Below are 25,218 nucleotides of genomic sequence, written 5' to 3' on the forward strand. Positions count from 1 at the left end.
GCGCCGCCAAAAGACTCAGTTCAACCCGCTCAACAGGCTTACACATTGGTTTGGCACTTCCCCCAACGCCACGCGCATGCCGCGCGGCGGTCGGTCAGGCGGCGGGTCGGTGTTGGGCGGGCCGGGCGGGGGCGGGTTAAGGATGCGCGCGGCGCGGTCATAGGCCTCTTGGCAGCCATCGCCCTGCGGCAGGGGCTGGTTCTGGCAATTCCGGTCTCCGTCCGGGCACTGAAGCCGGACATGGAAATGGTAGTGGTGGCCATTGGCCGGGCGAATATGGCTCAGCCAGCTGCGATCGCCGGTGACGTTTTCGCACAGCCAGACCTTCACACCCGTGGTTACAAAGATGCGGGCCACGCGCGGGTCGGTTGCGGCAAGGCGCAGCACCTCGGCGTGCTCCGCCGTCCAATTGCCATTCACCGACGCGCCGCGTTGTGCGCGCACAGAGATGGAAGAGAGGTTTTCGCGCTCCTCTTCCGACAGGTTCACACGCTCGGGCGGCAGCATCCAGATGTCGACATCAATCCCCGATTGATGGCTTGCATGCCCGGTCAGCATCGGCCCGCCCCGCGGCTGCGACATGTCCCCGACATAAAGCCCCGCCCAAGACGTGTTCGCCGCAACATCAGCCGACAATGTCTGCACATAGTCGATCAACTCGGCATGGCCCCAGTTCCGGTTTCGGCTCAACCGCATCGCCTGCCAGGTCGGGCCGGTCTCGGCCAACTCAACGCCGCCGGCGAGACACCCGTTGGAGTAAAAGCCAATCGACTCGGACGCACCGCCAGAGCCGCGGGTCTCTGCCCCGAAATATTGCCGCGCTTCCTGCCCTGAAATCGTCGGATCAAGCTCGATGGCGGGTCCGCCGCCACCTGCGCCGCAGGCCGCAAGCACCATCAATGCGAATGGAAAAAGCCGTTTCATGCAGTCCCCTCGTCTTCAAAATTTCGGCCAATCGGATCCACCCAGAATAGAAGGATCAGGCCGATCAAGAATAGAACAACCAGCGGCACAACGCCAATCTGCTGCGATCCGCTGATCTGGGTCATGAACCCGATGGACAGCGGCGCAATGAAGGAGGTGGCTTTGCCGGCCAGCGCGTAAAGCCCAAACGCCTCTGTCATGCGATCAGGGTAAGCCTGCCGCACCAGCATCGTACGCGAGGCCGATTGAAGCATCCCGCCACAAGCGCCAATGAACGCGCCCAGAATGTAGAAGCCGATGTCAGGCGCGCTCGACCCTTCCTCCACTGGAATGCCAAACACACTGTCGCGGCTGACGAAAACTACGGCCAAAGCCACCAGCGTCAGGACGATCACGTTCAGCACGATCACAGGCTTCGGCCCCAACGCGCCGTCCATCTTGCCGCCCAGCCAGGCGAAGAGTGCGCCCGTCAGGATCGCGAGAATGCCGAAGATCCCGACATCCACAACCTCCCAGCCCAGAACGCCCGCCGCGTAGATGCCGCCAAATACATACATCCCGTTCAGCGCATCGCGGTAGAACATCGACGAGGCGAGGTAGAACATCAGCGGCCGCTCAGACGGCAACCGCTTCAGCGACACCTTCAGCGACGGCCACGCCCCGCGCAGCGCCTGCCCCATCGAAATCGCGCCCGGCGGGGGCGTGTCGCGCACCCACAGGAAGAACGGGATCATGCCCACAGCAAACCAGATCGCCGTCAGCGGCCCGACCGACCGTGTCCCCTCTCGCGCGCTGGCATCAAGGCCAAAGGCCGGATCCCAGCCCAGCAAGGTCTTTCCGCTCTCCGGGTTCTCAGCCAGAAACAGCAGCATGATCACCAGCGCGATCAACCCACCGACATACCCCCACGCAAAGCCGGTGCCCGAGATGCGCCCGATCTCTTCACGGTTGCCCAGCGACGGCAGCATCGAGTTGGTGAAGATCGTCGCAAACTCCATCCCGATCAGCCCCACGGCAAACAGGATCAGCGTCAGCAGCAGGTTGAAATCGCCGGGTGCGGCCCACCACAGGCCGAATGCACCCACCACGTACATCACGGAAAACAGCCAGATGAACGGCAAGCGTCGGCCCGAAAGGTCGGCCATGGCCCCCAGAAACGGGGCCGAAATGGCGATCAGAAAGCCCGCCGCCCCCACGCCAAAACCCCAGGCCGCCTGTGCCTGCGTCCCGTCGCCCAAAAGGTCGTTGATGTACGGACCGAAGATGAACGTCAGAAGCAACGTGTTGTAGGGCTGGCTCGCCCAGTCGAAGGCCCACCAACCCAAGATGCGTTTTCGCAAAGACGGGCCAGTGTCAGAAGTCGCGCTTGTTTCCATGCCCGCAACCTTCTTGCGGCAGGCGATGTTTGTCCACGACTTTAACCGCGCTCAGAATTCCGGTGGCCAGGGGCGTGTCGCATCGGCCTCAGCCCAGGCTTGCGCGTAAGGCGGCAATGGACGGCTGCCGTCGGTTATGCCCATCGCATGGGCCACGTCTTCGACAGGGGCGAGCCGCCCTTTCTGCGTCACACCGGTGCGCAACAACGCGTGGTGACAACAGGTCTCGCCTCGCCACATCGCCTGTTCCAGATAGAAGAACCGCGCATCCCACCCCAGGAACCGTGTGCGCATCTCGAACCGCTGAAACGGGCGGATACGGGACCGGTAGCGCACCGTCGATCCGGCCACCACAAGGCCCCATCCTTCGCGCTTGAGAATGTCCCAAAGCCCAATACGGATGGCCAGCGCCGTCCGGCCCAGATCAAACAGTGTCAGGACACGACCGTTGTTCATCTCAACGAAGTAATCGACGTCGAACGGCCAGCACGTCATTTGCATCTTGTGGGTGTCGTAAAGGCCAAGCCGCGGCTTGCGGCTTTCGCGGGCGGCGACAGAGAGGGTGCGTGCGAATGGATACATGCCCGCCAATGTGACTGTGCGTGCGGCAAGGACAACCACGCCGTCGCGTCAAATGCGCGTCGTTTTCTGCAAATCCGCGCCGATTGCTTGCGGGAAAGGCATCGCTTGCCTATTTGCCCTGCATCACTCCACTGTTCGGACGCCCAACATGACCTCCATCCTTCAGATCCTGATGCTGCTTCTCAGCGTCGCGAAGTTCATCGTGATCGCCCATATAATCATGTCGTGGCTGATCAATTTCGGTGTGCTGAACATGGCGCAACCCATCGTTGCGCAAATCTGGGATGGTCTGAACCGCCTGCTGCAACCGATTTACGACCCGATCCGGCGCATCCTGCCGAATATGGGCGGGCTGGATCTGGCCCCACTGGTCGTGATCCTCGGCATCCTCGCGCTTGAGATCGTGATCCGAAACAACGCCTATCTGCTGATCTGACCCTATAGGTGATCGGCGGCAAAGGCCGCCTCTTGCCCCCAGATGTCCAGCACCCGCTGATCGCGTCCGCAGGACTGTCGGTATAGCTCATAGGCCACCGATTTCCGACGCGGGCCAAAACGGGTCAGGATGATCTCGTCCGAGCGGTAGTAGTCTTGGTGGTAGTCGTCCGCCGCGTAGAAGGTCGCGGCATCCCGGATCGGCGTTACAATGCTTTGGCCCAGCGCACCCTCAGCCTCAAGGATCGCGCCACGCGCAATCTCACGCTCCGCCGCGTCATTCACGAAAATCGCAGTGGTGTAACTTTCGCCCCGGTCACAGAACTGCCCGCCCGCATCCAGCGGATCGATGGAGCGCAGGAACAGGCGCAGAAGGCCCGCATAGGGCAGCACTTCGGCGTCGTATGTGATCTCGACCACCTCAAGATGGCCCGTACCGCCACGCACGACATCACGGTATTCGGGGTTCGGGACGGAGCCACCGGCAAAGCCTGACACCACCTCGATCACGCCCTGCACCCGTTCAAAATCGCTCTCCACACACCAGAAACAACCGCCCGCCACGACCGCGGTACGAATGTCCTGCGCATGGGCCTTGCCGTGGCCAAGGACCGCACCGGTCAGGATTGCGACGCTTAGGATCAGTGTTTTGATGTTCTCTCGGATCGGAGTGCGAGACATGGGAATTGGTCCTTGGATTGCCGTCACAGATTAGCGAAACGCGATGAGACCGGCATTGCAAGACACGGGCGCTTGATGTCACGAAAGGGTGAAAGCTGCACTACAATTGTAGTTATAGAAAAACTACAGATTCACTACAGGATCATGCACATGAAAATCGCCATGTGGTCGGGGCCACGAAACCTGTCGACAGCGATGATGTATGCCTTTGGAAATCGCACGGATTGCGAGGCCGTGGATGAGCCGTTCTACGCCGCCTACCTCGCCGCGTCCGGCGCTGATCACCCGATGCGCGACGCCTGCATCGCGGCGCAACCTACCGATCCGAATGCGGTTGTTGCGGGGATCGCAGGGCAGTCAAAGCCGGTCCAATACCTGAAGCTCATGACCCACCATATGCTGCCCGATTTCCCGCTGGATTGGGCGAAGGATTGCGTGAATATCCACCTCATCCGCCACCCCGCGCGCGTCATCGCAAGCTACGCCAACAAGCGCAAAACGATCACGATGGAGGACATCGGTTTTGCGGATGTGGAGCGGGTTTTCACAGCCCTTCCCGGCCCGATTATCGACAGTGCCGATATCCGGGAAAACCCGGAGGAGATGTTGAAAATCCTCTGCGAATCCATTGGCTTGCCGTTCGATGACGCCATGCTCTCGTGGCCCGCCGGTCCGAAAGTCTTCGACGGCGCTTGGGCCCCGCATTGGTACGACGCCGTGCACCGCTCAACCGGGTTTGCAGGCGCCGAAGGCCCACTTCCCAAAGTGGCGCCCCAGCATGAGACCCTTCTCGCTGAGGCGCTTCCGATCTACGAGGCACTGCACAGCAAGCGCCTCACCGCCTGACATCCAATCGTCACTTGCAGCCCCTCGGCGCTTCGGCAAAACTGCACCATGGAGCACGCCCCTTTCCCCACATGGCCCGATGTCGCCGCCGACCTTGTCGCAACCGCTGCCGGGCGGGCGCCCGCTGACCTTGTCCTGACCAACGCGAAGGTCGTACTTGTTCAAACACGCGAGGTCATGGACGGCTGGCAAGTTGCAGTAAAACAAGGGCGTTTCGCCTATGTCGGACCGGATGCCACCCATTGCATCGGCGCTGCGACCGAGGTTCAGGACATCGCTGGAAAATACCTGATCCCCGGCCTCTGCGACGGCCATATGCATATCGAGTCGGGTATGTTGACCCCCGCCGAGTTTGCGCGCGCCGTGATTCCGCACGGGACCACGTCAATGTTCACGGACCCCCACGAAATCGCCAACGTCTTCGGCCTGCGTGGCGTGCGGTTGATGCATGACGAGGCGCTGATGCAGCCGGTCAATATCTGGACGCAAATGCCCTCCTGCGCGCCCTCTGCGCCGGGGTTGGAGACGACCGGATATGAGATCGGGCCCGACGATGTCGCCGAGGCGATGGCGTGGCCCGGTATCATCGGTCTGGGCGAGATGATGAACTTCCCCGGCGTGGTGGCTGGAAGCCAGCAAATGCTGGCCGAAATTGCCGAAACCCAGAAAGCCGGAAAGACCGTTGGCGGGCATTATGCCTCGCCCGATCTGGGCCCGGATTTCCACGCCTACGCGGCGGGTGGACCCGCCGATGATCACGAGGGGACCCATGAGGCCGACGCCATCGCGCGGATGCGCCAGGGCATGCGGTCAATGATCCGTTTGGGTTCCGCCTGGTATGACATTGAAAGCCAGATCACGGCCATAACGGAACGGGGCCTCGACCCGCGCAACATGATCATCTGCACCGATGATTGCTTTGCGAAGACGCTGGTGGAAGACGGCCATATGAACCGCGCGGTGCGGCACGCGATTGCCTGCGGATGCGACCCGCTGATTGCGCTGCAGATGGCCACAATCAACACCGCGACCCATTTCGGGCTGGAGCGTGAGATTGGCCAGATCGCACCGGGGCGGCGGGCCGATATGATTGTGACAAGCGATCTGTACGAGCTTCCCATCGAGGTCGTTTATGCGCGCGGTCAGCGTGTCGCGCAGTTCGGAAAAGTGCTTGTGGAATGTCCTCATCTGGACTGGCCAGAGGATACCCGCACATCGGTCAATCTTGGCAAAACGCTCGCCGCACCAGATTTCGAAATCCGATCCACCGCCCCGCAGGTGCGCGCCAATGTCATTGGCGTGGTGGAAAACCAGGCACCGACAAAGGCGCTGGAGATGGATCTGCCCGTCCGGGACAGCGTTGTTGAACCCGACGGCATAGCGCAGATCGCCCTCGTCGAGCGGCACCGTGGAACAGGCGGCGTGACGAATGGCTTTGTCAGCGGCTTCGGCTATGGGCCGGGCATGGCCATGGCCTCAACCGTGGCCCATGACAGCCACCATATGATCGTGGTCGGTACCGACCGAGCCATGATGGCAAAGGCCGCGAACCGGCTGGCCGAAGTTGGTGGCGGTGTCACATTGTGGCGCGACGGCGAGGAGCTGGCGCTGGTTGAATTGCCCATTGCAGGCCTGATGTCGGATGCCCCAGCGACCGAAGTCGCGGCGAAAGTCACGCGCCTGGTGGATGCAATGGAGGCAGCAGGCTGCACGCTGAACAACGCCTATATGCAGCATTCGTTGCTGGCGTTGGTCGTGATCCCGGAGCTGCGGATTTCCGATCTGGGTCTGGTCGATGTGCGCACCTTTGAGCTGACCGAAGTGATCCAATGAGTTTCTCCAGCGCCTTCAAAGCCCATATGCCGGCAAACATGGTCTTGCCAGACGCCTTTGCCGACACGTTTGATTGGCTGGAAGCGCAGGGATGGGGGGACAGCTGACCTACCACCCAGATCCCGGCAGCTTCGCGCAGAACTACCTTTCGATCTATCCAGCAAAACAAATGGATCACCCGAATGGCAGTTTTGTCCTTTTTTCGTATGAAGCTGGTCCACCGCTGGCCCAACCTCCCGACGATGTCAAAAACCGCTTTGTGAAACTTGCAACCATCGCAGGGGATGGCGGCATCTTGGCCCTCTGGCTGGACGATGACGGGGCGCAGCATTTCGTCGTGTTCAACCACGGCATGCCCCACGTGCTGACCCAAGATCCTGTGATTGCGCTGCAATTTCTGGCGATTGGGTACCCGGAGCCTGCGGCATCCAACCCAAAGCTGACGGCCGACGAACAGGCCAAACAGGATGGAGGGGGCCGCCCCTGCTCCCAATGGCATTTCGATCCTTCTTGGAAGAGCGCTTCCATGTCACGATCCCCGACCGCGCGAGCGATCTGGGCATCCATGTCCCGCCGGACGAGGCAACTGACCAGGTCCGCGACTACTTGGATCGGGCTATGCCGATTGATACGCTTGCCGACATCGCGACAGGCGATTTCAACATGCTCGGCCTTGTCCCCGAGCAGCCCTTTGTTATTTCAGCCGCACTTCGCGACATACTGTCAGAGGAACAGTTGGACGCAATTCGGCAGAGCTTTCCCTACATCTCCGAGGAAGAATGACGCAAAACAATCCAAAAGTCCGGTCCCCCGATCAGGGCGAGCCCCGCAGCTTCACCGACGCCAAAGCAGCGGTCGCGCATTTGCAGACACTCTATAAAGAGGCCGCGCAATTCCTGTGCGACAGCTTCTCGGCGACGCTGACGGATGGCGCACCCGAGGCCACGCGCTATCGGGCCTACTACCCAGAGGTCCGTATTCGCACGACCAGCTTTGCCGGTGTCGATAGCCGGTTGAGCTTTGGTCACGTGTCTGAGCCCGGGATTTATGCGGCCACCATCTCGCGTCCAGACCTGTTCGAAAACTACCTGATCCAGCAGATTGGACTGCTTCTAAAAAACCATGGCGTGCCGGTCAGTGTGGGGCCGTCGATGACGCCGATGCCGGTGCACTTTGCCGTTGCCAATGACAGCGCCATTTCCGTGCCGCAGGAAGGCGCAGGCGAATTCACCTTGCGCGACATGTTCGATGTGCCGGACCTGGCCACGACGAACGACGATATCGTCAACGGAACGGGCTTCACGTACGAGGATGGCGCCCATCCGCTGGGGCCGTTTACAGCGCAGCGGGTCGACTATTCGCTAGCGCGATTGTCCCACTACACGGCGACGGACCCGAGCCATTTTCAAAACCATGTTCTGTTCACGAACTACCAGTTCTACGTCGATGAGTTCGAGGCTTACGCGCGCGCGCAATTGGCTGATCCCGAAAGCGGCTATGTCAGCTTTGTCGCGACGGGGAATGTCGAAATCACGGATGCCGAGACGGCCATCACGCCACCGGCGAAGATGCCGCAGATGCCAACGTATCACCTAAAGCGCGCCGATGGTGGCGGGATCACATTGGTCAATATCGGGGTGGGGCCGTCGAACGCGAAAACGGCGACCGATCATATCGCCGTCTTGCGCCCCCATGCCTGGCTGATGGTGGGCCATTGTGCGGGCCTGCGCAATTCGCAGCAGCTTGGCGATTTCGTGCTCGCCCACGCCTATCTGCGCGAGGACAAGGTTCTGGACGACGACTTGCCCGTCTGGGTTCCGGTGCCGGCCCTGGCCGAATTGCAGGTCGCCTTGGAAACAGCTGTGGCGAACGTCACCGAGCTGGAAGGCTTTGACCTCAAGCGCATCATGCGCACGGGCACGGTGGCCAGTTTTGACAATCGCAACTGGGAATTGCGGGACCAGACGGGTCCGGTGCAGCGGCTCAGCCAATCTCGGGCGGTTGCCCTCGACATGGAAAGCGCAACCATCGCGGCCAATGGGTTCCGGTTCCGTGTGCCCTACGGCACATTGTTGTGCGTCTCCGACAAGCCCCTCCATGGCGAATTGAAGCTGCCGGGCATGGCATCAGACTTCTATAAAACGCAGGTCGCGCGGCACTTGTTGATCGGAATTTGCGCCATGGAGCACCTGCGCGAGATGCCGCTGGAACGCCTTCACAGCCGGAAATTGCGCTCATTCCAGGAGACTGCCTTCCTCTAACAGGACAAAAATCGCCGATTCCCCATATTTTTCTGCCCAAATCGCACACGAGGCGTTGTGTGGGCCCACAATATTCGGTTAGCTTCGCCGCAACCGGCCCAAGGGCTCGGGGGAAAGAATGCAGGAGAATAATACCATGGCAACCAAACCCATGACCAAAACCCAACTCGTCGCTGCTCTGGCCGAAGAGATGGGCGCAGACAAAAAAGCTGCAGGCGCAGCGCTTGACGCAGTGACCGCCGTTGTCACCAAGGAAGTTGCAAACGGCGGCGCCGTGACCCTTCCCGGCATCGGCAAAGTCTACTGCCGCGAGCGTCCTGAGCGTATGGTTCGCAACCCCGCCACGGGCGAGCAGATCAAGAAAGAAGCCGACAAGCAGGTCAAGATGACCATTGCCAAGGCACTCAAGGATTCCGTGAACGGCTAATTGCTGTCCACCTGAAGACGTGAAAGGGTCGCGCCGAAGGGCGTGGCCCTTTTGCTTTGACGGGGACAGAGAATGGACGTGCGCGCGGTTTTGATGGGGCTGACTTTTGCCCTAATCTGGTCGTCGGCCTTTACCTCTGCCCGGATCATTGTTGAGGCTGCGCCTCCGCTATTTTCCCTGTCAGCGCGATTTGCGATTTCGGGTCTGATTGGCGTCGGGATCGCGCTGGCCCTGGGGCAGCGCTTCAACCTCACGCGCGGACAATGGCGGGCCGTGTTGATCTTCGGCTTGTGCCAGAACGCGATCTACCTGGGCCTTAACTTCGTCGCGATGCAAACGATTGAGGCGTCTCTGGCCGCCATCATCGCCTCGACCATGCCGCTGCTGGTGGCGCTGGCGAACTGGACCATCTTCAAGGAGCGTTTGCCCGTGATGGGTATCTTCGGAATGGTTGCCGGTTTCGCCGGTGTTGCGCTGATCATGGCGCAACGGTTTGGCGGCGGCGCAGACCCGTTCGCCATAGTTTTGTGCATGATAGCGGCCGTTGCGTTGGCGGCAGCGACACTGACAGTCAAAAGCGCTTCCAGCGATGGCGGCAATCTGTTGATGATCGTTGGATTGCAGATGCTGGTGGGATCCATCGCCTTGCTGTTCCCGGCGATGGCATTGGAAGAGTTGGCCGTGGATTGGACAACGCCGTTCATCCTTGCGTTCCTCTACACCACTCTGATGCCGGGCCTTGCCGCGACGTTTATTTGGTTTCTACTGGTCGGACGGATCGGGCCGACGCGGGCTGCGACATATCACTTCCTGAACCCGGTCTTCGGTGTAGCGATAGCCTATGTGCTTTTGTCCGAACAACTCAGTTGGATCGACGCGGTCGGCGTGGCGATCATTGCGGGCGGCATTCTGGCTGTGCAGCGCGCTCGCATCGCAACCTGAGCGTGTCTCACGAACGTTTCACGTGACAGAGCGAGAGCGGTCCGGCATGACCGGCCTATGGAATTCATCCTCGCATATGGCGCGGGTCTACTGACCCTTATCAACCCGTGCGTCCTGCCGGTCTTGCCGATCGTGCTTGCCGGTTCGCTGCAGTCAAGCCGCTATGGGCCGTTGGCCCTGGCCGGCGGCATGGGGTTGGCGTTTGTAACGCTCGGCTTTGGGATCATCGCCGCGGGACATTTGGTGGGTTTGCGAGAGGAAACGGTCAGCACGGCTGGCGCTGTCTTGATGATGGTGTTCGGCGCGGTTCTTATGGTGCCGCAACTTTCCGCACGGTTTGCCACTGCGACAGGTGGATTTGCGGAGCGGGCCGATGACGGCATGCGCAACATGTCCACCGATGGCTGGCAGGGGCAGTTTCTGGGCGGCCTTCTTCTGGGCGCGGTCTGGAGCCCTTGCGTTGGCCCGGTCCTCGGCTCCGCGATCTCATTGGCATCCCAAGGTGAGGAACTGCTCCGCGCCTTCTTCATCATGGTATCGTTTGCGCTTGGTATTGCCACGGTGATCCTCGCGCTTGGCTACGGCGCGCGCGCCGCGCTTCAAAAGCGCATGGGCACGTTGCGCAGGTTTGCCCAATCCTCCCGCCCCATTCTGGGGGGTGTGTTCTTCCTCGTCGGTCTTGCGATCTATATGCGTTGGCATCTGATGGCTGAAATCTGGCTGCTGGATCGGATGCCGATCTGGTTGCAGGACCTGTCCGTTTCCCTCTGACCCTTACGGAGAATGACCATGAACCGTCGCACGCTTCTTGCCGCAACCGCGGCGCTTGCACTGGCCCCGCTGGCAGTAAACGCAAACATGATCGACTACACGCCCGGCGCCGCCGAGCAGGCGATCAATGCGGGTGAGACCGTAATGCTGGATTTCGCAGCCGATTGGTGTTCGACCGTGCCGCAGCCAGGAACGCACGATCAATGCCTTGATCGAAGCCAACCCGGCCTACGGCGAGGCAATCACAATCTACCGCGTGGATTGGGACGACTATGGCAATGGCGCCTTGGTCAACCAGCTGAACATCCCGCGTCGCTCGACCCTTGTGATGTTCCGTGACGGGGCCGAAGTTGGCCGCATTGTTGCCGGCACACGCGAAGCCGACATTCGGGCCTTGATGGACGCTGGCCTTTAAGCCGGCCTACACCTCACCGTCCGTGGTCGCCACGACTGCGAGGTTATCCAAGGTCCACGACGCGCCTTCGGACGGACGTGCCTGCAACCCAAGCGAAAGGATGTCGGAGCGGGGCACCGTTTGAAGCACGATATGCAGCGTCACAATTGCCTCTTCCGTCGTCGTGGGAAGGGCCGGTTCCACGGCGCGTGGCGAAATGATCGTTTGTTCAAGCAAAACGTCCACTCCTACTGCGTCGGGGATTGTGTGGGTGGCGAAGACTTCGGCCCTGTCGCGGGTCTCAAGCGTGATCGTGACAGCCTCCGTTTCATCCAAAGCGACACGCAATTCATCTGTATCCGACCAATCGCCAAGCAGGTGAATATCGAAGCTGACTTGCACGGTACTGGTATCAATCGGAAGGCGGAAACTCCGTTCAACCGGATCATCGGTGAAGGGGCCCAGGACCGGGCCTAAACCGGTCAAACGACTGGACGTCGTGGCTGGCGACCAGTCACCGCCACCATGGCTGAAATCTTCAAACGCCAGCAGACTGTCAGCAGAATTCAACGCAAGAAGCCCGTGCTGCTGACGCAGGGCATGAGGTTCAGCCGTGATGCGGATAAAGGCGCCAATGCAGACAAGCATCACAAACAACGCGACAGCCAGAAGCATCCCGTCGATTGAAATCAGTGCACGCTCTGCGCGGCCCGGTCGAGCATTCTGCCCCATGAGACATCCATTGGCTTACCCCAGCACCCCCTGTATTTTTTCCGAATTGTGGCGGAAAAATGGCGAGGCCAAGGCAGTATTGCCACATTGTTCCAAGTCAGGAACAAATGCGCGACGCCATGGAAAATTAGGCAAATTTTCGCAAAAAGGTTAGCGAATGCCTAACCGATTTGGCCCTGATTAACCCCGACTTGCCCGCGATGGAGCAGCATGTGGTCAAGCAGCACGCAGGCCATCATCGCCTCTCCGACGGGCACAGCGCGGATGCCCACGCAAGGGTCGTGCCGACCTTTGGTGACGATCTCGGTCGCCTCGCCTGATTTGGTGATCGTCTTGCGCGGCGTCAGGATCGAAGAAGTCGGCTTGACGGCAAACCGCACGACTCACGTCCTGCCCGGTCGAAATGCCGCCAAGGATACCACCGGCATGGTTCGAGGAATATTCCGGCCCGTTCGGGCCCATTGTGATCTCGTCGGCATTGGCCGTACCGGTCAGGGCAGCGGCGGCCATGCCGTCCCCGATCTCAACACCTTTCACAGCATTGATGCTCATCATGGCTGCTGCCAGATCGGTATCTAGTTTGCCGTAAATCGGCGCACCAAGCCCGGTGGGAACACCACTGGCACGTACTTCGATCACGGCACCGACACTATCGCCAGACTTGCGCAGTGCATCGAGGTAATCGGCCCAGTCCGCCGCTGCCGTTGCATCTGGTGACCAGAACGGATTGTTCTCGACCTCCGCCAGATCGATGTCCGACACACGCCGGTCACCCATCTGCACCATGTAGCCGATGATCTTCATGTGGGGTGCCATCTGCGTCAGCGCCGCGCGCGCCACACCACCGGCTGCAACACGTGCTGCCGTTTCACGGGCCGAAGACCGCCCGCCCCCGCGGTAATCGCGGATGCCATATTTCTGCCAGTACGTGATATCAGCGTGGCCGGGGCGGAACTTCTCGACGATGTCTCCATAGTCTTTCGACCGCTGATCCGTGTTGCGGATCATCAGCTGGATTGGCGTGCCGGTGCTTTGGCCTTCAAACACACCGGACAATACTTCAACCTCATCCGGTTCGCGCCGTTGGGTCGTGTATTTGTTCTGACCGGGCTTCCGGCGGTCGAGCCAATGCTGGATCGCGGCGGCCTCGATCGGCACGCCGGGCGGGCAGCCATCTACAGTCGCGCCAAGGGCAGGACCGTGGCTTTCGCCCCAGGTGGTGACGCGGAAAAGGTGGCCGTAGGAATTCATGCTCATGGCCTTGGGGATTAGCGTTGCTGCGCCCGATGGACAAGCCCGCAGCTTTGCCCTAGCTGTTGTCGTACCTCGGGGGGCTCGGGCGCCATACGGCACCCTGGCCTGAGATTGCGAAAGCTGACCCGTTGAACCTGAACCGGTTAGAACCGGCGGAGGGAAGGTTGACGGCATTGCCAGACTTCACTTCGCCCACAGTTATTGGAGGAGTGAGATCATGAAACTCACCACACCACTCATCGCTGCGGGATTGTCCACCTTTGCAGGGGCCGCTTTGGCACAGACCCCTGTTCTGACAGTCTATACCTATGACAGCTTCGCGTCTGACTGGGGCCCCGGCCCGCAAGTGGAACTGGCCTTTGAAGAGGTCTGCGGATGCGACCTGCAATTCACCGCCACGGGGGACGGGGCCGCGCTCCTGTCGCGCCTGCGCTTGGAAGGATCACGGTCCGAGGCGGATATCGTCTTGGGCCTCGACACCAACCTGATCGCCGCGGCGGATGAGGCCGGATTGATGCAGCCCCATGGGATGGATGCAACGGGCCTGACCCTGCCAATCGCGTGGGACGACGCGAATTTCATGCCGTTTGATTGGGGATACTTTGCGTTCGTTCATCGCCAGACGCTTGAAAACGTGCCGACCAGTTTTGAAGAGCTTGCCGCGTCAGATGTGAGCATTGTCATTCAGGACCCACGCTCCTCCACCCCTGGCCTTGGGCTTTTGATGTGGGTGCAGCACGCCTATGGCGATGAGCGTGCCTCTGAGATCTGGGAAGGTCTGGCGGACAACGTGGTGACAGTCACCCCCGGCTGGTCCGAGGCGTATGGCCTGTTCCTTGATGGTGAGGCCGACATGGTTCTTTCCTACACCACATCACCTGCCTATCACCTGATCGCGGAAGAGGATGACAGCTACACCGCCGCGCCATTCACCGAAGGCCACTACATGCAGGTCGAAGTGGGGGGCATCCTTGCCACCGCCGACAATGTCGAGCTTGCGCAGCAATTCATGGAATTCATGGTCTCTGCGGCGTTCCAAGAGGTGATCCCGACGACCAACTGGATGTATCCCGCCGCCTTGCCAACGGATGCTTTGCCCGATGGCTTTGAGACGCTGATCCAGCCAGATCAATCCCTGATCTTCTCATCCATCGGCGCCGCCGAAGTGCGAGAGGACGCTTTGGCCACATGGCAAAACGCGCTGAGCCAGTAACATCGCTTCAGGCGACCGGCGGGATATTGGCCCTGCTGGTCGTCTTGTGCATCCTTGGGCCGCTGATTGCCGTAATCCTGCGGGCCGAGGGCCTTTCAGATCTGCGCGCGGCCGATTGGGCTGCCATCAGGTTCACGCTTGTGCAGGCGGCGCTTTCGGCCGTCGTCTCTTGTCTTGCGGCCATCCCGGTGGCACGCGCCTTGGCGCGCAGGCGCTTTCCCGGACGCAGCGCATTCATCGCACTTCTTGGGGCACCCTTCATCCTTCCGGTGATCGTTGCGGTCATGGGGCTGCTGGCCATCTTTGGCCGATCTGGCTGGATCAACAGCGCGCTTGAAGGGATCGGCGCAGGCACGATTGAGATCTACGGCCTGTTGGGGGTCGTTTTGGCACATGTGTTTCTGAACTTGCCATTGGCCACACGGCTGTTGTTGCAGGGCTGGTTGTCCATCCCGTCTGAACGCATCCGGCTGGCACGGTCTTTGAATTTCCAAAGGCGCCATATGCAGCGGCATTTCGAATGGCCGCTTCTTGCGGCGACATTTCCCGGCGCCCTGCTGGTGATCTTCCTGATCTGCACCACGAGTTTCGCTGTTGCCCTGATCCTGGGCGGCGGGCCCGCTGCCACGACAGTGGAACTGGCGATCTATCAGGCGTTTCGGTTCGACTTTGATCTTGGTCGTGCCGCATATCTGGGCCTAGTCCAGGTCACGATCTGCGTTGCGGCGGGTCTGCTGGCCTGGCGTTTCGCAAAGGCCGCCCAGTTTGGAAGTGGGTTGGATCGACCTGCAATGCGTTGGCCGGACGATACCCCAGCTTCGCGCCGGTTCGATTTGGTTGTCCTGACGGCAGCTGGCGCTTTTCTGCTTTTGCCGCTTCTGGCCGTTGTTGCGGAAGGGCTCGGGGCGGTCATCGGCCTTCCTTTGTCCACGTGGGAGGCGGCGCTGAGATCTATTGCACTCGCACTCGCCTCTACCGCTCTGACGGTTGGCCTCGCCCTGCCGATGGCATTGCTGATTGCCGACCACGCGGTGCGCGCGGGGTTGGAAGGGGTTGGCTTGCTGTCAATTGCAGTCTCCCCTCTTGTCGTAGGGACAGGCCTTTTCATTATCGTTTTTCCAATTGCGGATCCGGTGACCCTTTCCCTGCCCATCACCGGGCTTGTGAACGCGCTGGTCGCCTTGCCGTTCCTGCTACGGGCTTTGATACCCGCCGCTGCGGCCGCGGAGGCCACACAGGGACGTCTGGCCGATGCTCTTGGCATGCGAGGCTCCGCCCGGTTGCGCCACGCCATTCTACCCCGCCTCCGGCGGCCTCTGGGGTTTGGCGCAGGATTGGCGGCGGCCTTTTCCATGGGGGATCTTGGCGTGATTGCCCTGTTCTCAGCTCCCGGGCAGGAAACACTGCCGCTGGAAATGTACCGCCTCTTCGGATCTTACCGCACCGACGACGCACAAGGTGCAGCAGTAGTTTTGATGGCGCTGTCTTTGGGGTTGTTCTGGCTCTTCGATCGTGGAGGACGCGTGAATGCTGCGGCTTGAAAATATTCGGGTTGAGCAGGGGAATTTTAGCCTGTCGCTTGCGCTGGAAATCCCCAAGGGTGCCCGTGTCGCGCTCATGGGGGCCTCTGGCTCAGGCAAATCGACGTTCCTATCGCTCGTTGCGGGTTTCACTTGGCCAGATGCAGGCCGGGTGTGGATCGACGGCACCGACGTGTCGCGCGCGAAGGTTGCGCAGCACCCGATGTCGATCTTGTTTCAGGATGGCAATTTGTTCCCGCACCTGTCCGTCTTTCAAAACGTGGCCGTGGGCATTGAACCGAGTTTGAAGTTGCACTGGGAGGATCAGGCGCGTGTTTCCGAAGCCCTGGAGAAGGTCGGCCTGAAAGGGTTCGAAGCGCGCAAGCCAAGCCGAGTTGTCCGGCGGGCAGCAGAGCCGCGTGGCATTGGCACGGATGTTGCTGCAGGATCGGCCTCTGGTGCTGTTGGACGAGCCCTTTGCCGCCCTCGACCCCGGTTTGCGGCGCGACATGCTGGAATTGGTGGCGACCCTATGTGCCGAGACAGGGCAAACACTGATCATGGCCACGCACGACTTGCGCGATGCAACGCGGCTCTGTGATCGGCTGGTCTTGTTGGATGCAGGGCAGATCGTTTTAGAGGGTGATCTTGCACGGTTGGTCGCGCAAGAGAACGAGGCGCTGCAGCCCTGGCTCTAGCCACAAAAAAACGCGCCCCTTAGAGGAGCGCGTTTTAAATTTAGAGCGTTGAGCTAATTACTCGGCGGCTTGAGTGCCGCGCTTGGCCGCTGCCTTGACCGGGGCCCACAGGCGCTTGTTGGTCAGGTACAAGAGCACCGAGAAAATGCCGAGGATGATGACCGCGAGGAAGCCCATCTGCTTACGTGCCATCATGTGCGGCTCTGCCGTCCACATCAGGAACGCAGCAACGTCCTGCGCCATCTGATCGACGGTTGCAGGTGTGCCATCGGCATAGACAACAGCATCTTCCCAGAGCGGTGGCGCCATAGAGATCAATCCACCTTCCATCGTCTCGTTCTCGTAGAGGATCGCGCCATATTGCTCGACCTCTTCACCCGTATAGTGGGTCAAAAGCGAGGCAATATATTCTGGTCCGCCGATCCCGTTGATCAGCGGGTTGATCCCCAGACCGTAAGGGCCGGAGAAGCCGGTGCGAGCCTTGGCCATCAGGCTCAGGTCCGGTGCGCCAACACCGTCATTGACGGGGAAGTTGTCGTTCGGCGTGGCCATCCGCCAGTCTTGCAGATCGGGGTCGTAAACCTCGATGAAGTTCTGGTCGATGTATTCCAGCACCTCTTCCTCGGTCCAGCCGATACCGCCTTCATCCGCAAGGGTGCGGATCGGGACGTACTGCAGGCCGTGACAGCCTGAGCAAATCTCAGTGTAGACCTGAAGGCCGCGCTGAAGCTGGTTTTGATCGAACGTGCCGAACGGACCTTCGAACGAGAAGGCGTAGTTTTCGACATAGCCCGCGCCACCCGCAGCATGTGCCGCGCCGGAGGTGAGGGCCAGCGCCGCGGTGGCGCTGATTGCAAGTTTCCTGAACATCGTCAGTTTCCTCTCTCACTCTGCCGGGGTCGGCGCTGCGGCCGTACCGGAGCCGGGGGTGCCCGAAGACCCGCCACCGACATGTTCGTTGAAGTCCTCTTCGATGGTCGAGGGCTGCGGCAGCGGCTTCTCGATCACGCCCAGAAGCGGCAGGATCACCAGGAAGTAGGCGAACCAGTAAGTCGAACCGATCAGTGCGATGTAGGGATAGATCCCTTCCGCCGGACGGGCACCGACCCACATCAGAACGAAGAAGTTCACGATGAAGACCCAGAACCACGCCTTGAACATCGGGCGGTAACGACCCGAGCGGACCGACGACGTGTCGAGCCATGGGGCCAGAGCCATCACCACGATCGCGCCGAACATCGCCACCACACCGAAGAACGCGGCATCGACAATGCCACCGGTGAGGAAGTTGGCGGCGATCACAACCCAAACCTCGTTATCGAAGGCGCGCAGGATCGCGTAGAACGGCAGGAAGTACCATTCGGGCACGATGTACGCTGGCGTAGCCAGCGGGTTCGCCTCGATATAGTTGTCGGGGTGGCCGAGGTAGTTCGGCATGAAGCCCACGACCGCGAAGAAGGCGACCAGGATCACGGCAAGCGCGAAAAGGTCCTTGATCACGAAATAGGGCCAGAACGGCAGAGTGTCTTTCTCCGCCTCGGCCTTCGACGTGCGGCGCACTTCAACACCCGTGGGATTGTTGTTGCCGGTCGTGTGGAAGGCCCAGACGTGCACAATCACAAGGCCCAGGATAAGGAAGGGCAGCAGATAGTGCAGCGACAGGAAGCGGTTCAGCGTGGCATTGTCCACGGCGGGTCCGCCCAGAAGCCAGGTCTGGATGCCTTCCCCGATGAACGGGATGGCGCCGAAGAGGCCGGTGATCACGGTCGCGCCCCAGAAGGACATCTGACCCCAGGGCAGAACGTAGCCCATGAACGCTGTGCCCATCATCAGAACGTAGATCAGCATACCGATGATCCACGTGACCTCACGCGGCGCCTTGTAGGAGCCGTAGTAGAGGCCGCGGAAGATGTGCAGGTAAACGGCGATAAAGAACAGCGATGCGCCGTTCTGGTGGATGTAGCGGATCGCCCACCCTCCGTTCACGTTGCGCATGATGTGCTCGACCGACGCAAATGCCAGATCGACATGCGGCGTGTAGTGCATCACCAGAAGCACGCCGGTGATGATCTGCATCACCAGCGTGAAAACAAGAACGATACCCCAGATCCACATCCAGTTGAGGTTCTTGGGCGTGGGGATCATCAATGTGTCGTACATCAAACCGACGATCGGCAGGCGGCGGTGAAGCCACTTTTCGCCGCGCGAATTCGGTTCGTAATGGTCGTGGGGAATACCACCCATGTGTCGTTCCTCCCTTAACCGAGCAAAATGGTTGTTTCGTCGATGAACTCTGCCGCCGGGATGGGCAGGTTCCGGGGCGCAGGCCCGCGACGAATACGGCCGGCAGCGTCATAGTGCGACCCGTGGCACGGGCAGAACCAGCCGCCGAAGTCACCAGCGCCGTCACCAAGCGGAACGCAACCCAAGTGCGTACACACGCCCTGCATCACGAGCCATTCGCCCGTATCGTCGCCCTCAAACGGGGCCAGCGTGCGGTTGGCGTCGGCTGCGTCGGCCGCTTCGTCGTTGGCGTTGCGCGACTCTGGATCGGGAAGCTCAGACACTTCCACGGCGCGGGCCGATTCAATCTCTTCCGCGGTGCGACGACGAATGAAGATGGGTTTACCCAGGAACAAAACCGTCAACTGCGAACCTTCGGCCACGCCCGATACGTCAACGCGCATCTGGCTGGCCGCACGGGTGTCGGCGGACGGGTTCATGGAATTCACAAGCGGCCAAGCGGCCGCGCCTGCCACGACAACGCCGGTGCCGGCGGTTGCGTAGTACAGAAAGTCCCGGCGCTCGCCGGAAGGATCCTCTGCGTGTGACACGAGCTCTCCTGTTCTCTCTATCGGGGTCGGACGTCTCCGGCGCCCCATGGGAAACTGCAAAGAGGGCCACGGAATCTATCCGTCACCCAGCTTGCGCTGCTGTTACTGTCTGACGTTATAGGCGTCCAGCGGACAAACGCGCGCATGGGGGCTGAAATGTCGCATTCTTTCCGGTGGCTTCCATTTCCGGGCGACTTTGCTGCGCATGCACGCGGCTACAGGTTGAATCGACCCTATTCCTCGGACAGACCTGTCGGATACCCGTCAATGGTTTCAGTATTCTTGCGCTGCCAATAGTCCTGAACGCCATCCTCGCCCATTTCAGCGTAAAACGGCAGGAGTTCCGTGTGCACGCGGTCCGCTTCGAACGGCATACGTGGGACGCCAGTACCACAGGATGTCTGTACAAGATCTATGCGCATATCGAAGATCTGCCGCGTGCCGGCCATCTCAGGAAAGTCCGCGGCAGCCTCGGACCAACCGACATCGCGCGGGTGCAAGGTGCTTGCCGCGCCATAGACGCGCAGGATCAGTGCGTCGCCCTCAAACGCGCAGAACATCAAGGTCATGCGATCAGATTTCCGCAAATGTCCGGCGGTTTCATTGCCGCTGCCAGATAGGTTGAGCCACCGGATATGTGTGTCGCTGACGATCCGTAGGCTGTCGGCACCTTTGGGCGATAGGTTCACCCGCCCTTCCGGCGCTGCGGTGGCAACGAAGAACAGCTTCTGACGCTCAATAAAGGCCCGCAGGCTTCGGTTTAGCTTCGGTCCCGTTGGCATCGCGTGCCTCTCCTTTTGTGGGATCATACGACGAACACGGCGCAATCACCACAGACCTATGAGAGCCTCCTGTAAGGTTCCCGCCAACGTCGGAATTCTAGAGTTTGGCCCGCATCATACGATGCATGATGCCGGATCCATCATCATAATCCCGCCCCTCTGCGGCAAACCCCAGCCGTTCATAAAAGGCGATGGCATGGACCTGGCTTTCGAGCGCCGCAAATTTGAACCCACGTGCCCTTGCGTCGCCCAGAAGCGTACGCATGATCTGCGCGCCAAGGCCGGTCCCGCGACGGGCCTTCAAGACAGCGACGCGCCCAATCTTTGCCGTATCGCCCTTGGCGATAATGCGCGCCGCTCCCGCCAAGCCGGTATCGTCCTGCGCTAGGTAGTGAAGCGCGTCGGCGTCAAACTCATCAATGTCTGGCGGGTCCGTGATTCCCTGCTCGACCGTGAATACGGCATCACGCACGTCAAAACAGGCCTGTCGCTCGGCCTCGGTCGTCGCAAGCGTAATTCTCATGCGGGCGCTGTGGCCACCATGGACGGGCGTTCGGCAAACTTGGCGTACCACGCCGCCAGCGCCTCCCGCCCGGCACGCCAATCGTCGTCCGGAAAGCGGAAATCGAGATAGCCAAGCGCACACGCCACACTGACCTGCCCCATATCCACCGGGCCATGCAGATGGCTCATCCATTGGCGTTCGATGGTATCGAGTGAGCGGTTGATCTTGGTCCACTGGGCTTCGAACCACGGTGTCCAGATCTTCGTCTTTGGGCGGAAACGCTGTTCGTAGATCATGCCTACAGCCGCTTCCATGACGCCGTCACCTGTGGCTTCCAGCGTCAGCACTTCCCACAAGCGCGCCTCCGGATAGAGGCCCGCCATCGCGTGATCGTCAAGAAATCGGCAGATCACGTTGCTATCGTAGATCGTCGGGCCACTGTCGCGCGTCAGCGCCGGGATTTTACCCAATGGGTTCGCCGCATTGATCTTGTCTTCGCCCCCCATGGGCGAGGCGGTGACTTCGACGTACGGAATGTCTGTAATCCCAGCCTCAACCACCAAGACCCGCGTTTTGCGTACAAACGGGGACGCCCCCGATCCGAGCAGTTCCATCATGTCAGCCGCCTTATCTTCAGACGCGCAAGCGCCGTTCCATCAATTCGAAATCTTGGGCCAAAACGCCAAAAACGGGTGTCGCGCGTGATGCGGGCCGATCCGCTGATTTGACCCTGTGCCCGACGCAGGCGAAGCCCTTTTGGCGCCCCGTCCATCTGCGCCTCGACCGCTTTGGAAAAGCGTCCGCGCGGAATGAGGCGCGCGGCGACAAAGCCGGCTGTCGCCACCGCACCGTAGCGCAAGGCTATCGCCGCAAAGGGTGTCAGTTGAAGTGCCATAAGAACCGCTCCTCCTCGGGACTGGTTCCCCTAGATGTAGGTAAGCGAACTGCCCTTGTCTATCGACGGGACGCCACCGGTCATCAAGGCTCCCAATGTCTCAAGCTCGTGACCAATGGGGCTTTGCTTGATCTGTTCGGCAGCGCCCTGGCGGGCCTCATCGCTTTTGTTCTGGTTCAGCTTCCAAGTGCCTTCGACGTCCTGCACTTTGAATTTGAACGGCAGGATCTGGCGCATCATCCGTTCCAATGCGTCTTTAGACATCTTGTCGGTTGTCCAGGCAGGCTTGGGCGAAAGCCGCCCCTCGAAATGGGCCGAGAGCCGATCAAGATGTTCACGCATCAAGCCGCCGTCCATGGGCTCGATCGTGCCGCGCAAGTGAACGGCGACGTAGTTCCATGTTGGCACTTGATCTGGCGTCTCATACCAGTCTGGCGAGACGTAGCCATCGGGCCCCATCACGGCGATCACCGCCGGGGTTGGCGTCTGAACAGCGCGCGCGATTGGATTGGACCGCACAAGGTGCAATTCCGCCATTTCACCACTGTCATCCAAAAAGAATGGCACGTGGCTGATTAAAGGGGCCGGGTCCGCGTTCATGCTCAACATGCCAAAGCCGCGCTTGCGGCACATGGCAAGGTTCATGAATTTCGGTTCCCTTCGGAATGCTGGATTAGGATGCATGGCCTTCCTTAGTACTTGCGGTCGCTACTGGTGAGACGCCACAAGTTGACGTTCCGTTGCGCCAGCGATCTTTGCTTGGACAATCTGTCCCTCGGGCTGATCATGATCGAACACAACCTCGGCGAATTGTTCTGTGCGCCCCAAGCGGGGCTTTTCGACAAGTATGTTGTGTTTCTGCCCTATCTGTTTGGACAGGTGAGACTTCACGCGATCTTCCCCCTTGCGCCTCAGTTGGCCCGCACGCTCTTTGATAGCCTTGCCGCTGACCTGCGGCATACGGGCAGCAGGCGTGCCCGGGCGGGGGCTATAGGGAAATACGTGAAGCCAAGTCAGGTCGCAATCTTCGACCAGTTTCAACGAGTTCTCGAAATGCGCCTCGGTTTCCGTCGGGAAGCCCGCGATGATGTCCGCGCCAAAGGTCATGTTAGGGCGCAGGCGTTTGGCCTCTTCACAAAAGGCAATGGCATCGTCGCGCAGGTGGCGGCGTTTCATCCGCTTTAGGATCAGGTCATCACCGTGTTGTAGCGACAGGTGAAGATGCGGCATCAAGCGCGGCTCCGTCGCGATGGCCTGCATCAGGTTCTCGTCCACTTCAATCGAGTCGATCGAGCTGATGCGCATCCGCGGCAGGTCTGGCACCAGCTTGAGGATGCGCATGACCAGATCACCAAGCTTAGGTTCCCCCGGCAAGTCAGCACCCCAAGAAGTCAGATCGACCCCGGTCAACACGACCTCGTTAAACCCGCGATCCACCAGGCGCTTGATCTGCTCGACCACAACACCGGCTGGAACCGAGCGGCTGTTTCCGCGGCCATAGGGGATGATGCAGAACGTGCAGCGATGATCGCAGCCGTTTTGGACTTGGACATAGGCCCGATACCGTCCAAACCCGTCGATCAGGTGACCAGCCGTTTCTTCAACCGACATGATGTCATCGACCCTGACCTTTTCGGTTTCACCGATGAAATCAGTGGGCAGATTGGCCCAGGTCTCAGGTTGCATCTTTTCTGTATTGCCTAGGACAAGGTCGACCTCATCCATCGCTTCGAACGTCTGCGGCTCGGTCTGGGCCGCGCAGCCGGTCACGATCAATCGCGCCTTGGGGTTCTCTCGGCGAAGCTTGCGAATTTCCTGCCGCGCCTTGCGCACTGCTTCAGACGTCACCGCGCAGGTATTCACGATCACCGCATCCCCCACGCCAGCGGCCTGCGTCATCTCACGCATCGCTTCGGTTTCATATGCGTTGAGCCGGCAACCGAGCGTGTGGAACACGGGCGGATTGCTCATTCAAGGCTGTCCAGAAACGCAGGCGTAAGCTCGCCCGAAAAGACATGTGCCGTGGGGCCAGTCATCCAGACCCCATCGTCGCGCCAATCAATCGCGATTTCGCCGCCATCGAGGGTCAGGCGCGCCTTGCGCCCGGTCAAGCCCCGTCGCGCCGCTGCTACCGCAACCGCACATGAGGACGAGCCAGAGGCAAGAGTCACACCAACACCCCTTTCCCACACCCGCATTCTGAGGTGATCGGGGCCAATCACATGCGCAAATTGCACATTGGTACGTTCCGGAAACAGCGGATGATGTTCGAATTTCGCACCCAAAGTTTCAAGATCAACCGCGTCAGCGTCGTCCACAAAGAACGTGCAGTGCGGGTTGCCCATGCCAGTCGCAACAGGCGCGCCATCAATGGGCAAATGCAGCGTGTCACATGCGCCTTTCAGCGGGATACCCTGCCAAGCCATCACGGGCTGGCCCATGTTCACAGAAGTCAGGCCATTGCCTTCATCCACGGCCTCCAGCACACCGCGCTCAGTCCGCAAGGTGATGCGATGATTGCCGGTCAGCTCCATCTCGCGCCGCGCAATGCAGCGGGTTGCGTTCCCGCAGGCCGCGGAAGTCGAGCCGTCCGCATTCCAGAATGCAAGTTCCAGGTCAGCGTCGGTGCCGGTTTCAATAACGGCCAACTGATCAAACCCAACTCCACGATGCCTGTCCCCGAGTGCCTGCGCTAAGGCGGACGTAATCGTCCGGGATTCGCCCCGGGCATCAACAACAACGAAGTCATTGCCAAGGCCATGCATCTTGAGAAAAGGAAGGCCGGGATATGAGTCTGCGTTGGACATTCCGCGCATATACGCCTGCGTCACGTAAGTTCAAAGGGGCTACCGGATTTTCGCTTGACGACGCGCGGGCCTCCTCTTAGGTACGCGCCCCTGAGTGGGCCCGTAGCTCAGTTGGTAGAGCAGTTGACTTTTAATCAATTGGTCACAGGTTCGAATCCTGTCGGGCTCACCATTTTTCTATTGGATTGCGCGACTAAAAGCTTGCGAGCTTTGCGACGCCGATTGCGGCTTCTGTCGTTGCCGCACTTTCGATAGGCGCGCCGATAACGCGCGATCGGATGGCCGTGAATACGGGATTTTGGGCACCGCCACCTGCCGTGAAGATCGTCTTTGGCACTGGACCTCCCCCGCCTGGATCGCTGCGTAGCATTGGGCCTCAATCCGCGCGATCCCCTCGAGCAAGCCACCAAAAAAGGCTGCATCATCTGACGGTCTTGGCTCCATCCGAGGGGGATAATTCGGATCGTTGATCGGGAAACGCTCACCCGGTTTCAAAAGCGGGTAGT

General features: G+C 60.3%; 27 protein-coding genes, 1 tRNA gene and 2 pseudogenes. 14 read left to right on the top strand and 16 right to left on the bottom strand.

The features are described from left to right. Positions 1 to 15 precede the first annotated feature (15 nt). Genes mepA through ACZ1HK_RS12735 form a run of 3 tightly spaced genes read right to left on the bottom strand, consistent with a single transcriptional unit; the run spans position 16 to position 2,921 of the window. Entirely contained in the window at positions 16 to 924 is a 909-nt protein-coding gene (gene mepA / locus ACZ1HK_RS12725) for a penicillin-insensitive murein endopeptidase (protein ID WP_472629015.1), read from the bottom strand. After that, positions 921 to 2,300: an MFS transporter gene (locus ACZ1HK_RS12730; RefSeq protein ID WP_472629016.1), complete on the bottom strand. Its 1,380-nt coding sequence runs from the start codon at positions 2,298 to 2,300 to the stop codon at positions 921 to 923. Before ACZ1HK_RS12730 ends, mepA begins: the two co-directional genes overlap by 4 nt. Positions 2,301 to 2,351: 51 nt before the next feature. After that, positions 2,352 to 2,921 (bottom strand): acyl-CoA thioesterase, encoded by a 570-nt coding sequence (locus ACZ1HK_RS12735; RefSeq protein ID WP_472629017.1) that lies wholly within the window; start codon positions 2,919 to 2,921, stop codon positions 2,352 to 2,354. Positions 2,922 to 3,030: 109 nt separating this feature from the next. Between ACZ1HK_RS12735 and ACZ1HK_RS12740 the strand changes: the two genes are divergently transcribed. After that, positions 3,031 to 3,318, top strand: coding sequence for a YggT family protein (locus ACZ1HK_RS12740; RefSeq protein ID WP_472629018.1), 288 nt, complete (start codon positions 3,031 to 3,033; stop codon positions 3,316 to 3,318). A gap of 2 nt (positions 3,319 to 3,320) precedes the next feature. Here ACZ1HK_RS12740 and msrA read toward each other — a convergent pair whose 3' ends face one another. Further along, positions 3,321 to 3,998 (bottom strand): peptide-methionine (S)-S-oxide reductase MsrA, encoded by a 678-nt coding sequence (gene msrA, locus ACZ1HK_RS12745; protein ID WP_472629019.1) that lies wholly within the window; start codon positions 3,996 to 3,998, stop codon positions 3,321 to 3,323. A 150-nt stretch (positions 3,999 to 4,148) separates the two neighbouring features. Between msrA and ACZ1HK_RS12750 the strand changes: the two genes are divergently transcribed. The 8 genes from ACZ1HK_RS12750 (at position 4,149) to ACZ1HK_RS12785 (ending at position 11,493) form a co-directional block, all read left to right on the top strand. After that, positions 4,149 to 4,844 carry a sulfotransferase-like domain-containing protein gene (locus tag ACZ1HK_RS12750; RefSeq protein ID WP_472629020.1) on the top strand — a complete coding sequence of 232 codons (696 nt, stop codon included), beginning with the start codon at positions 4,149 to 4,151 and terminating at the stop codon, positions 4,842 to 4,844. Positions 4,845 to 4,892: 48 nt separating this feature from the next. Then, the gene (locus tag ACZ1HK_RS12755) at positions 4,893 to 6,677 is read left to right on the top strand and encodes an adenine deaminase (RefSeq protein ID WP_472629021.1); all 1,785 of its coding nucleotides are present in this window, start codon (positions 4,893 to 4,895) and stop codon (positions 6,675 to 6,677) included. A gap of 510 nt (positions 6,678 to 7,187) precedes the next feature. Next, a complete protein-coding gene (locus tag ACZ1HK_RS12760; RefSeq protein WP_472629022.1) occupies positions 7,188 to 7,460 on the top strand; it encodes a hypothetical protein in 273 nt (90 codons plus the stop codon). Continuing rightward, complete coding sequence (locus tag ACZ1HK_RS12765) at positions 7,457 to 8,938, top strand: AMP nucleosidase (protein WP_472629023.1); 1,482 nt, start codon at positions 7,457 to 7,459, stop codon at positions 8,936 to 8,938. Before ACZ1HK_RS12760 ends, ACZ1HK_RS12765 begins: the two co-directional genes overlap by 4 nt. A gap of 136 nt (positions 8,939 to 9,074) precedes the next feature. Then, positions 9,075 to 9,365 carry an HU family DNA-binding protein gene (locus tag ACZ1HK_RS12770; RefSeq protein ID WP_472629024.1) on the top strand — a complete coding sequence of 97 codons (291 nt, stop codon included), beginning with the start codon at positions 9,075 to 9,077 and terminating at the stop codon, positions 9,363 to 9,365. Positions 9,366 to 9,437: 72 nt separating this feature from the next. After that, positions 9,438 to 10,307: a DMT family transporter gene (locus ACZ1HK_RS12775; protein WP_472629025.1), complete on the top strand. Its 870-nt coding sequence runs from the start codon at positions 9,438 to 9,440 to the stop codon at positions 10,305 to 10,307. 57 nt (positions 10,308 to 10,364) lie between these two features. Beyond that, entirely contained in the window at positions 10,365 to 11,078 is a 714-nt protein-coding gene (locus ACZ1HK_RS12780) for a cytochrome c biogenesis CcdA family protein (RefSeq protein WP_472629026.1), read from the top strand. Positions 11,079 to 11,286: 208 nt separating this feature from the next. Further along, positions 11,287 to 11,493 carry a YbbN family protein gene (locus ACZ1HK_RS12785; RefSeq protein WP_472629027.1) on the top strand — a complete coding sequence of 69 codons (207 nt, stop codon included), beginning with the start codon at positions 11,287 to 11,289 and terminating at the stop codon, positions 11,491 to 11,493. 6 nt (positions 11,494 to 11,499) lie between these two features. Here ACZ1HK_RS12785 and ACZ1HK_RS12790 read toward each other — a convergent pair whose 3' ends face one another. Both ACZ1HK_RS12790 and aroC read right to left on the bottom strand, forming a co-directional pair. Beyond that, positions 11,500 to 12,204: a hypothetical protein gene (locus ACZ1HK_RS12790; protein WP_472629028.1), complete on the bottom strand. Its 705-nt coding sequence runs from the start codon at positions 12,202 to 12,204 to the stop codon at positions 11,500 to 11,502. Positions 12,205 to 12,365: 161 nt separating this feature from the next. Then, positions 12,366 to 13,461 (bottom strand): annotated as a pseudogene (aroC, locus tag ACZ1HK_RS12795) (chorismate synthase). A 214-nt stretch (positions 13,462 to 13,675) separates the two neighbouring features. Here aroC and thiB point away from each other — a divergent pair. From thiB to ACZ1HK_RS12815, 4 genes and pseudogenes are all read left to right on the top strand, one after another. Next, positions 13,676 to 14,671 (top strand): thiamine ABC transporter substrate binding subunit, encoded by a 996-nt coding sequence (gene thiB, locus ACZ1HK_RS12800; RefSeq protein ID WP_472629029.1) that lies wholly within the window; start codon positions 13,676 to 13,678, stop codon positions 14,669 to 14,671. Continuing rightward, positions 14,647 to 16,212, top strand: coding sequence for a thiamine/thiamine pyrophosphate ABC transporter permease ThiP (locus ACZ1HK_RS12805; RefSeq protein ID WP_472629030.1), 1,566 nt, complete (start codon positions 14,647 to 14,649; stop codon positions 16,210 to 16,212). The genes thiB and ACZ1HK_RS12805 overlap by 25 nt, the downstream gene beginning before the upstream one ends. A 76-nt stretch (positions 16,213 to 16,288) precedes the next feature. Next, positions 16,289 to 16,613: pseudogene (locus tag ACZ1HK_RS12810) on the top strand (ATP-binding cassette domain-containing protein); the annotation flags it as partial. A gap of 12 nt (positions 16,614 to 16,625) precedes the next feature. Beyond that, positions 16,626 to 16,889, top strand: coding sequence for an AAA family ATPase (locus tag ACZ1HK_RS12815; protein ID WP_472630831.1), 264 nt, complete (start codon positions 16,626 to 16,628; stop codon positions 16,887 to 16,889). 57 nt (positions 16,890 to 16,946) lie between these two features. On the opposite strand, the gene ACZ1HK_RS12820 is transcribed toward ACZ1HK_RS12815, so the two are convergent. The 10 genes from ACZ1HK_RS12820 to dapF all read right to left on the bottom strand — a co-directional run bounded on the left by ACZ1HK_RS12820 (position 16,947) and on the right by dapF (position 24,712). After that, positions 16,947 to 17,759, bottom strand: a complete 813-nt coding sequence (locus ACZ1HK_RS12820; protein WP_472629031.1) for a cytochrome c1 — start codon at positions 17,757 to 17,759, stop codon at positions 16,947 to 16,949. A gap of 15 nt (positions 17,760 to 17,774) precedes the next feature. Continuing rightward, complete coding sequence (locus tag ACZ1HK_RS12825) at positions 17,775 to 19,133, bottom strand: cytochrome b (RefSeq protein WP_472629033.1); 1,359 nt, start codon at positions 19,131 to 19,133, stop codon at positions 17,775 to 17,777. Between the two features lie 14 nt (positions 19,134 to 19,147). Next, positions 19,148 to 19,723, bottom strand: coding sequence for a ubiquinol-cytochrome c reductase iron-sulfur subunit (gene petA / locus ACZ1HK_RS12830; RefSeq protein WP_472629034.1), 576 nt, complete (start codon positions 19,721 to 19,723; stop codon positions 19,148 to 19,150). Positions 19,724 to 19,956: 233 nt separating this feature from the next. Next, the gene (locus ACZ1HK_RS12835; RefSeq protein WP_472629035.1) at positions 19,957 to 20,505 is read right to left on the bottom strand and encodes a pyridoxamine 5'-phosphate oxidase family protein; all 549 of its coding nucleotides are present in this window, start codon (positions 20,503 to 20,505) and stop codon (positions 19,957 to 19,959) included. Between the two features lie 97 nt (positions 20,506 to 20,602). After that, complete coding sequence (locus ACZ1HK_RS12840; protein WP_472629036.1) at positions 20,603 to 21,028, bottom strand: GNAT family N-acetyltransferase; 426 nt, start codon at positions 21,026 to 21,028, stop codon at positions 20,603 to 20,605. Next, a complete protein-coding gene (locus ACZ1HK_RS12845; protein ID WP_472630832.1) occupies positions 21,025 to 21,624 on the bottom strand; it encodes a glutathione S-transferase family protein in 600 nt (199 codons plus the stop codon). Before ACZ1HK_RS12845 ends, ACZ1HK_RS12840 begins: the two co-directional genes overlap by 4 nt. Then, positions 21,624 to 21,905 (bottom strand): hypothetical protein, encoded by a 282-nt coding sequence (locus ACZ1HK_RS12850; RefSeq protein WP_472629037.1) that lies wholly within the window; start codon positions 21,903 to 21,905, stop codon positions 21,624 to 21,626. Before ACZ1HK_RS12850 ends, ACZ1HK_RS12845 begins: the two co-directional genes overlap by 1 nt. 30 nt (positions 21,906 to 21,935) lie before the next feature. Further along, entirely contained in the window at positions 21,936 to 22,589 is a 654-nt protein-coding gene (locus ACZ1HK_RS12855) for an FMN-binding negative transcriptional regulator (protein WP_472629038.1), read from the bottom strand. 24 nt (positions 22,590 to 22,613) lie between these two features. Next, positions 22,614 to 23,876 carry a tRNA (N(6)-L-threonylcarbamoyladenosine(37)-C(2))-methylthiotransferase MtaB gene (mtaB, locus tag ACZ1HK_RS12860; protein WP_472629039.1) on the bottom strand — a complete coding sequence of 421 codons (1,263 nt, stop codon included), beginning with the start codon at positions 23,874 to 23,876 and terminating at the stop codon, positions 22,614 to 22,616. Then, positions 23,873 to 24,712, bottom strand: a complete 840-nt coding sequence (gene dapF, locus ACZ1HK_RS12865) for a diaminopimelate epimerase (RefSeq protein ID WP_472629040.1) — start codon at positions 24,710 to 24,712, stop codon at positions 23,873 to 23,875. The genes mtaB and dapF overlap by 4 nt, the downstream gene beginning before the upstream one ends. Before the next feature lie 96 nt (positions 24,713 to 24,808). On the opposite strand from dapF, the gene ACZ1HK_RS12870 reads away from it, so the two are divergent. Next, positions 24,809 to 24,884 (top strand) — tRNA-Lys (locus ACZ1HK_RS12870). The last annotated feature ends 334 nt before the right edge of the window (positions 24,885 to 25,218 follow it).

The sequence above is a fragment of the Gymnodinialimonas sp. JB5-7 genome (genome assembly GCF_055693405.1).

Excerpts from the sequence above, each read along its gene's own strand:
- ACZ1HK_RS12855 (WP_472629038.1), bottom strand. The coding sequence starts at position 22,589 with ATGCATCCTAATCCAGCATTCCGAAGGGAACCGAAATTCATGAACCTT.
- ACZ1HK_RS12755 (WP_472629021.1), top strand. The coding sequence starts at position 4,893 with ATGGAGCACGCCCCTTTCCCCACATGGCCCGATGTCGCCGCCGACCTT.
- ACZ1HK_RS12840 (WP_472629036.1), bottom strand. The coding sequence starts at position 21,028 with ATGAGAATTACGCTTGCGACGACCGAGGCCGAGCGACAGGCCTGTTTT.
- thiB (WP_472629029.1), top strand. The coding sequence starts at position 13,676 with ATGAAACTCACCACACCACTCATCGCTGCGGGATTGTCCACCTTTGCA.
- ACZ1HK_RS12770 (WP_472629024.1), top strand. The coding sequence starts at position 9,075 with ATGGCAACCAAACCCATGACCAAAACCCAACTCGTCGCTGCTCTGGCC.
- ACZ1HK_RS12815 (WP_472630831.1), top strand. The coding sequence starts at position 16,626 with ATGTTGCTGCAGGATCGGCCTCTGGTGCTGTTGGACGAGCCCTTTGCC.
- ACZ1HK_RS12750 (WP_472629020.1), top strand. The coding sequence starts at position 4,149 with ATGAAAATCGCCATGTGGTCGGGGCCACGAAACCTGTCGACAGCGATG.
- ACZ1HK_RS12790 (WP_472629028.1), bottom strand. The coding sequence starts at position 12,204 with ATGGGGCAGAATGCTCGACCGGGCCGCGCAGAGCGTGCACTGATTTCA.
- ACZ1HK_RS12740 (WP_472629018.1), top strand. The coding sequence starts at position 3,031 with ATGACCTCCATCCTTCAGATCCTGATGCTGCTTCTCAGCGTCGCGAAG.
- ACZ1HK_RS12820 (WP_472629031.1), bottom strand. The coding sequence starts at position 17,759 with ATGTTCAGGAAACTTGCAATCAGCGCCACCGCGGCGCTGGCCCTCACC.
- msrA (WP_472629019.1), bottom strand. The coding sequence starts at position 3,998 with ATGTCTCGCACTCCGATCCGAGAGAACATCAAAACACTGATCCTAAGC.
- ACZ1HK_RS12805 (WP_472629030.1), top strand. The coding sequence starts at position 14,647 with ATGGCAAAACGCGCTGAGCCAGTAACATCGCTTCAGGCGACCGGCGGG.
- ACZ1HK_RS12775 (WP_472629025.1), top strand. The coding sequence starts at position 9,438 with ATGGACGTGCGCGCGGTTTTGATGGGGCTGACTTTTGCCCTAATCTGG.
- mtaB (WP_472629039.1), bottom strand. The coding sequence starts at position 23,876 with ATGAGCAATCCGCCCGTGTTCCACACGCTCGGTTGCCGGCTCAACGCA.
- ACZ1HK_RS12850 (WP_472629037.1), bottom strand. The coding sequence starts at position 21,905 with ATGGCACTTCAACTGACACCCTTTGCGGCGATAGCCTTGCGCTACGGT.
- mepA (WP_472629015.1), bottom strand. The coding sequence starts at position 924 with ATGAAACGGCTTTTTCCATTCGCATTGATGGTGCTTGCGGCCTGCGGC.
- ACZ1HK_RS12845 (WP_472630832.1), bottom strand. The coding sequence starts at position 21,624 with ATGGAACTGCTCGGATCGGGGGCGTCCCCGTTTGTACGCAAAACGCGG.
- ACZ1HK_RS12730 (WP_472629016.1), bottom strand. The coding sequence starts at position 2,300 with ATGGAAACAAGCGCGACTTCTGACACTGGCCCGTCTTTGCGAAAACGC.
- dapF (WP_472629040.1), bottom strand. The coding sequence starts at position 24,712 with ATGTCCAACGCAGACTCATATCCCGGCCTTCCTTTTCTCAAGATGCAT.
- ACZ1HK_RS12835 (WP_472629035.1), bottom strand. The coding sequence starts at position 20,505 with ATGCCAACGGGACCGAAGCTAAACCGAAGCCTGCGGGCCTTTATTGAG.
- ACZ1HK_RS12780 (WP_472629026.1), top strand. The coding sequence starts at position 10,365 with ATGGAATTCATCCTCGCATATGGCGCGGGTCTACTGACCCTTATCAAC.
- ACZ1HK_RS12765 (WP_472629023.1), top strand. The coding sequence starts at position 7,457 with ATGACGCAAAACAATCCAAAAGTCCGGTCCCCCGATCAGGGCGAGCCC.
- ACZ1HK_RS12825 (WP_472629033.1), bottom strand. The coding sequence starts at position 19,133 with ATGGGTGGTATTCCCCACGACCATTACGAACCGAATTCGCGCGGCGAA.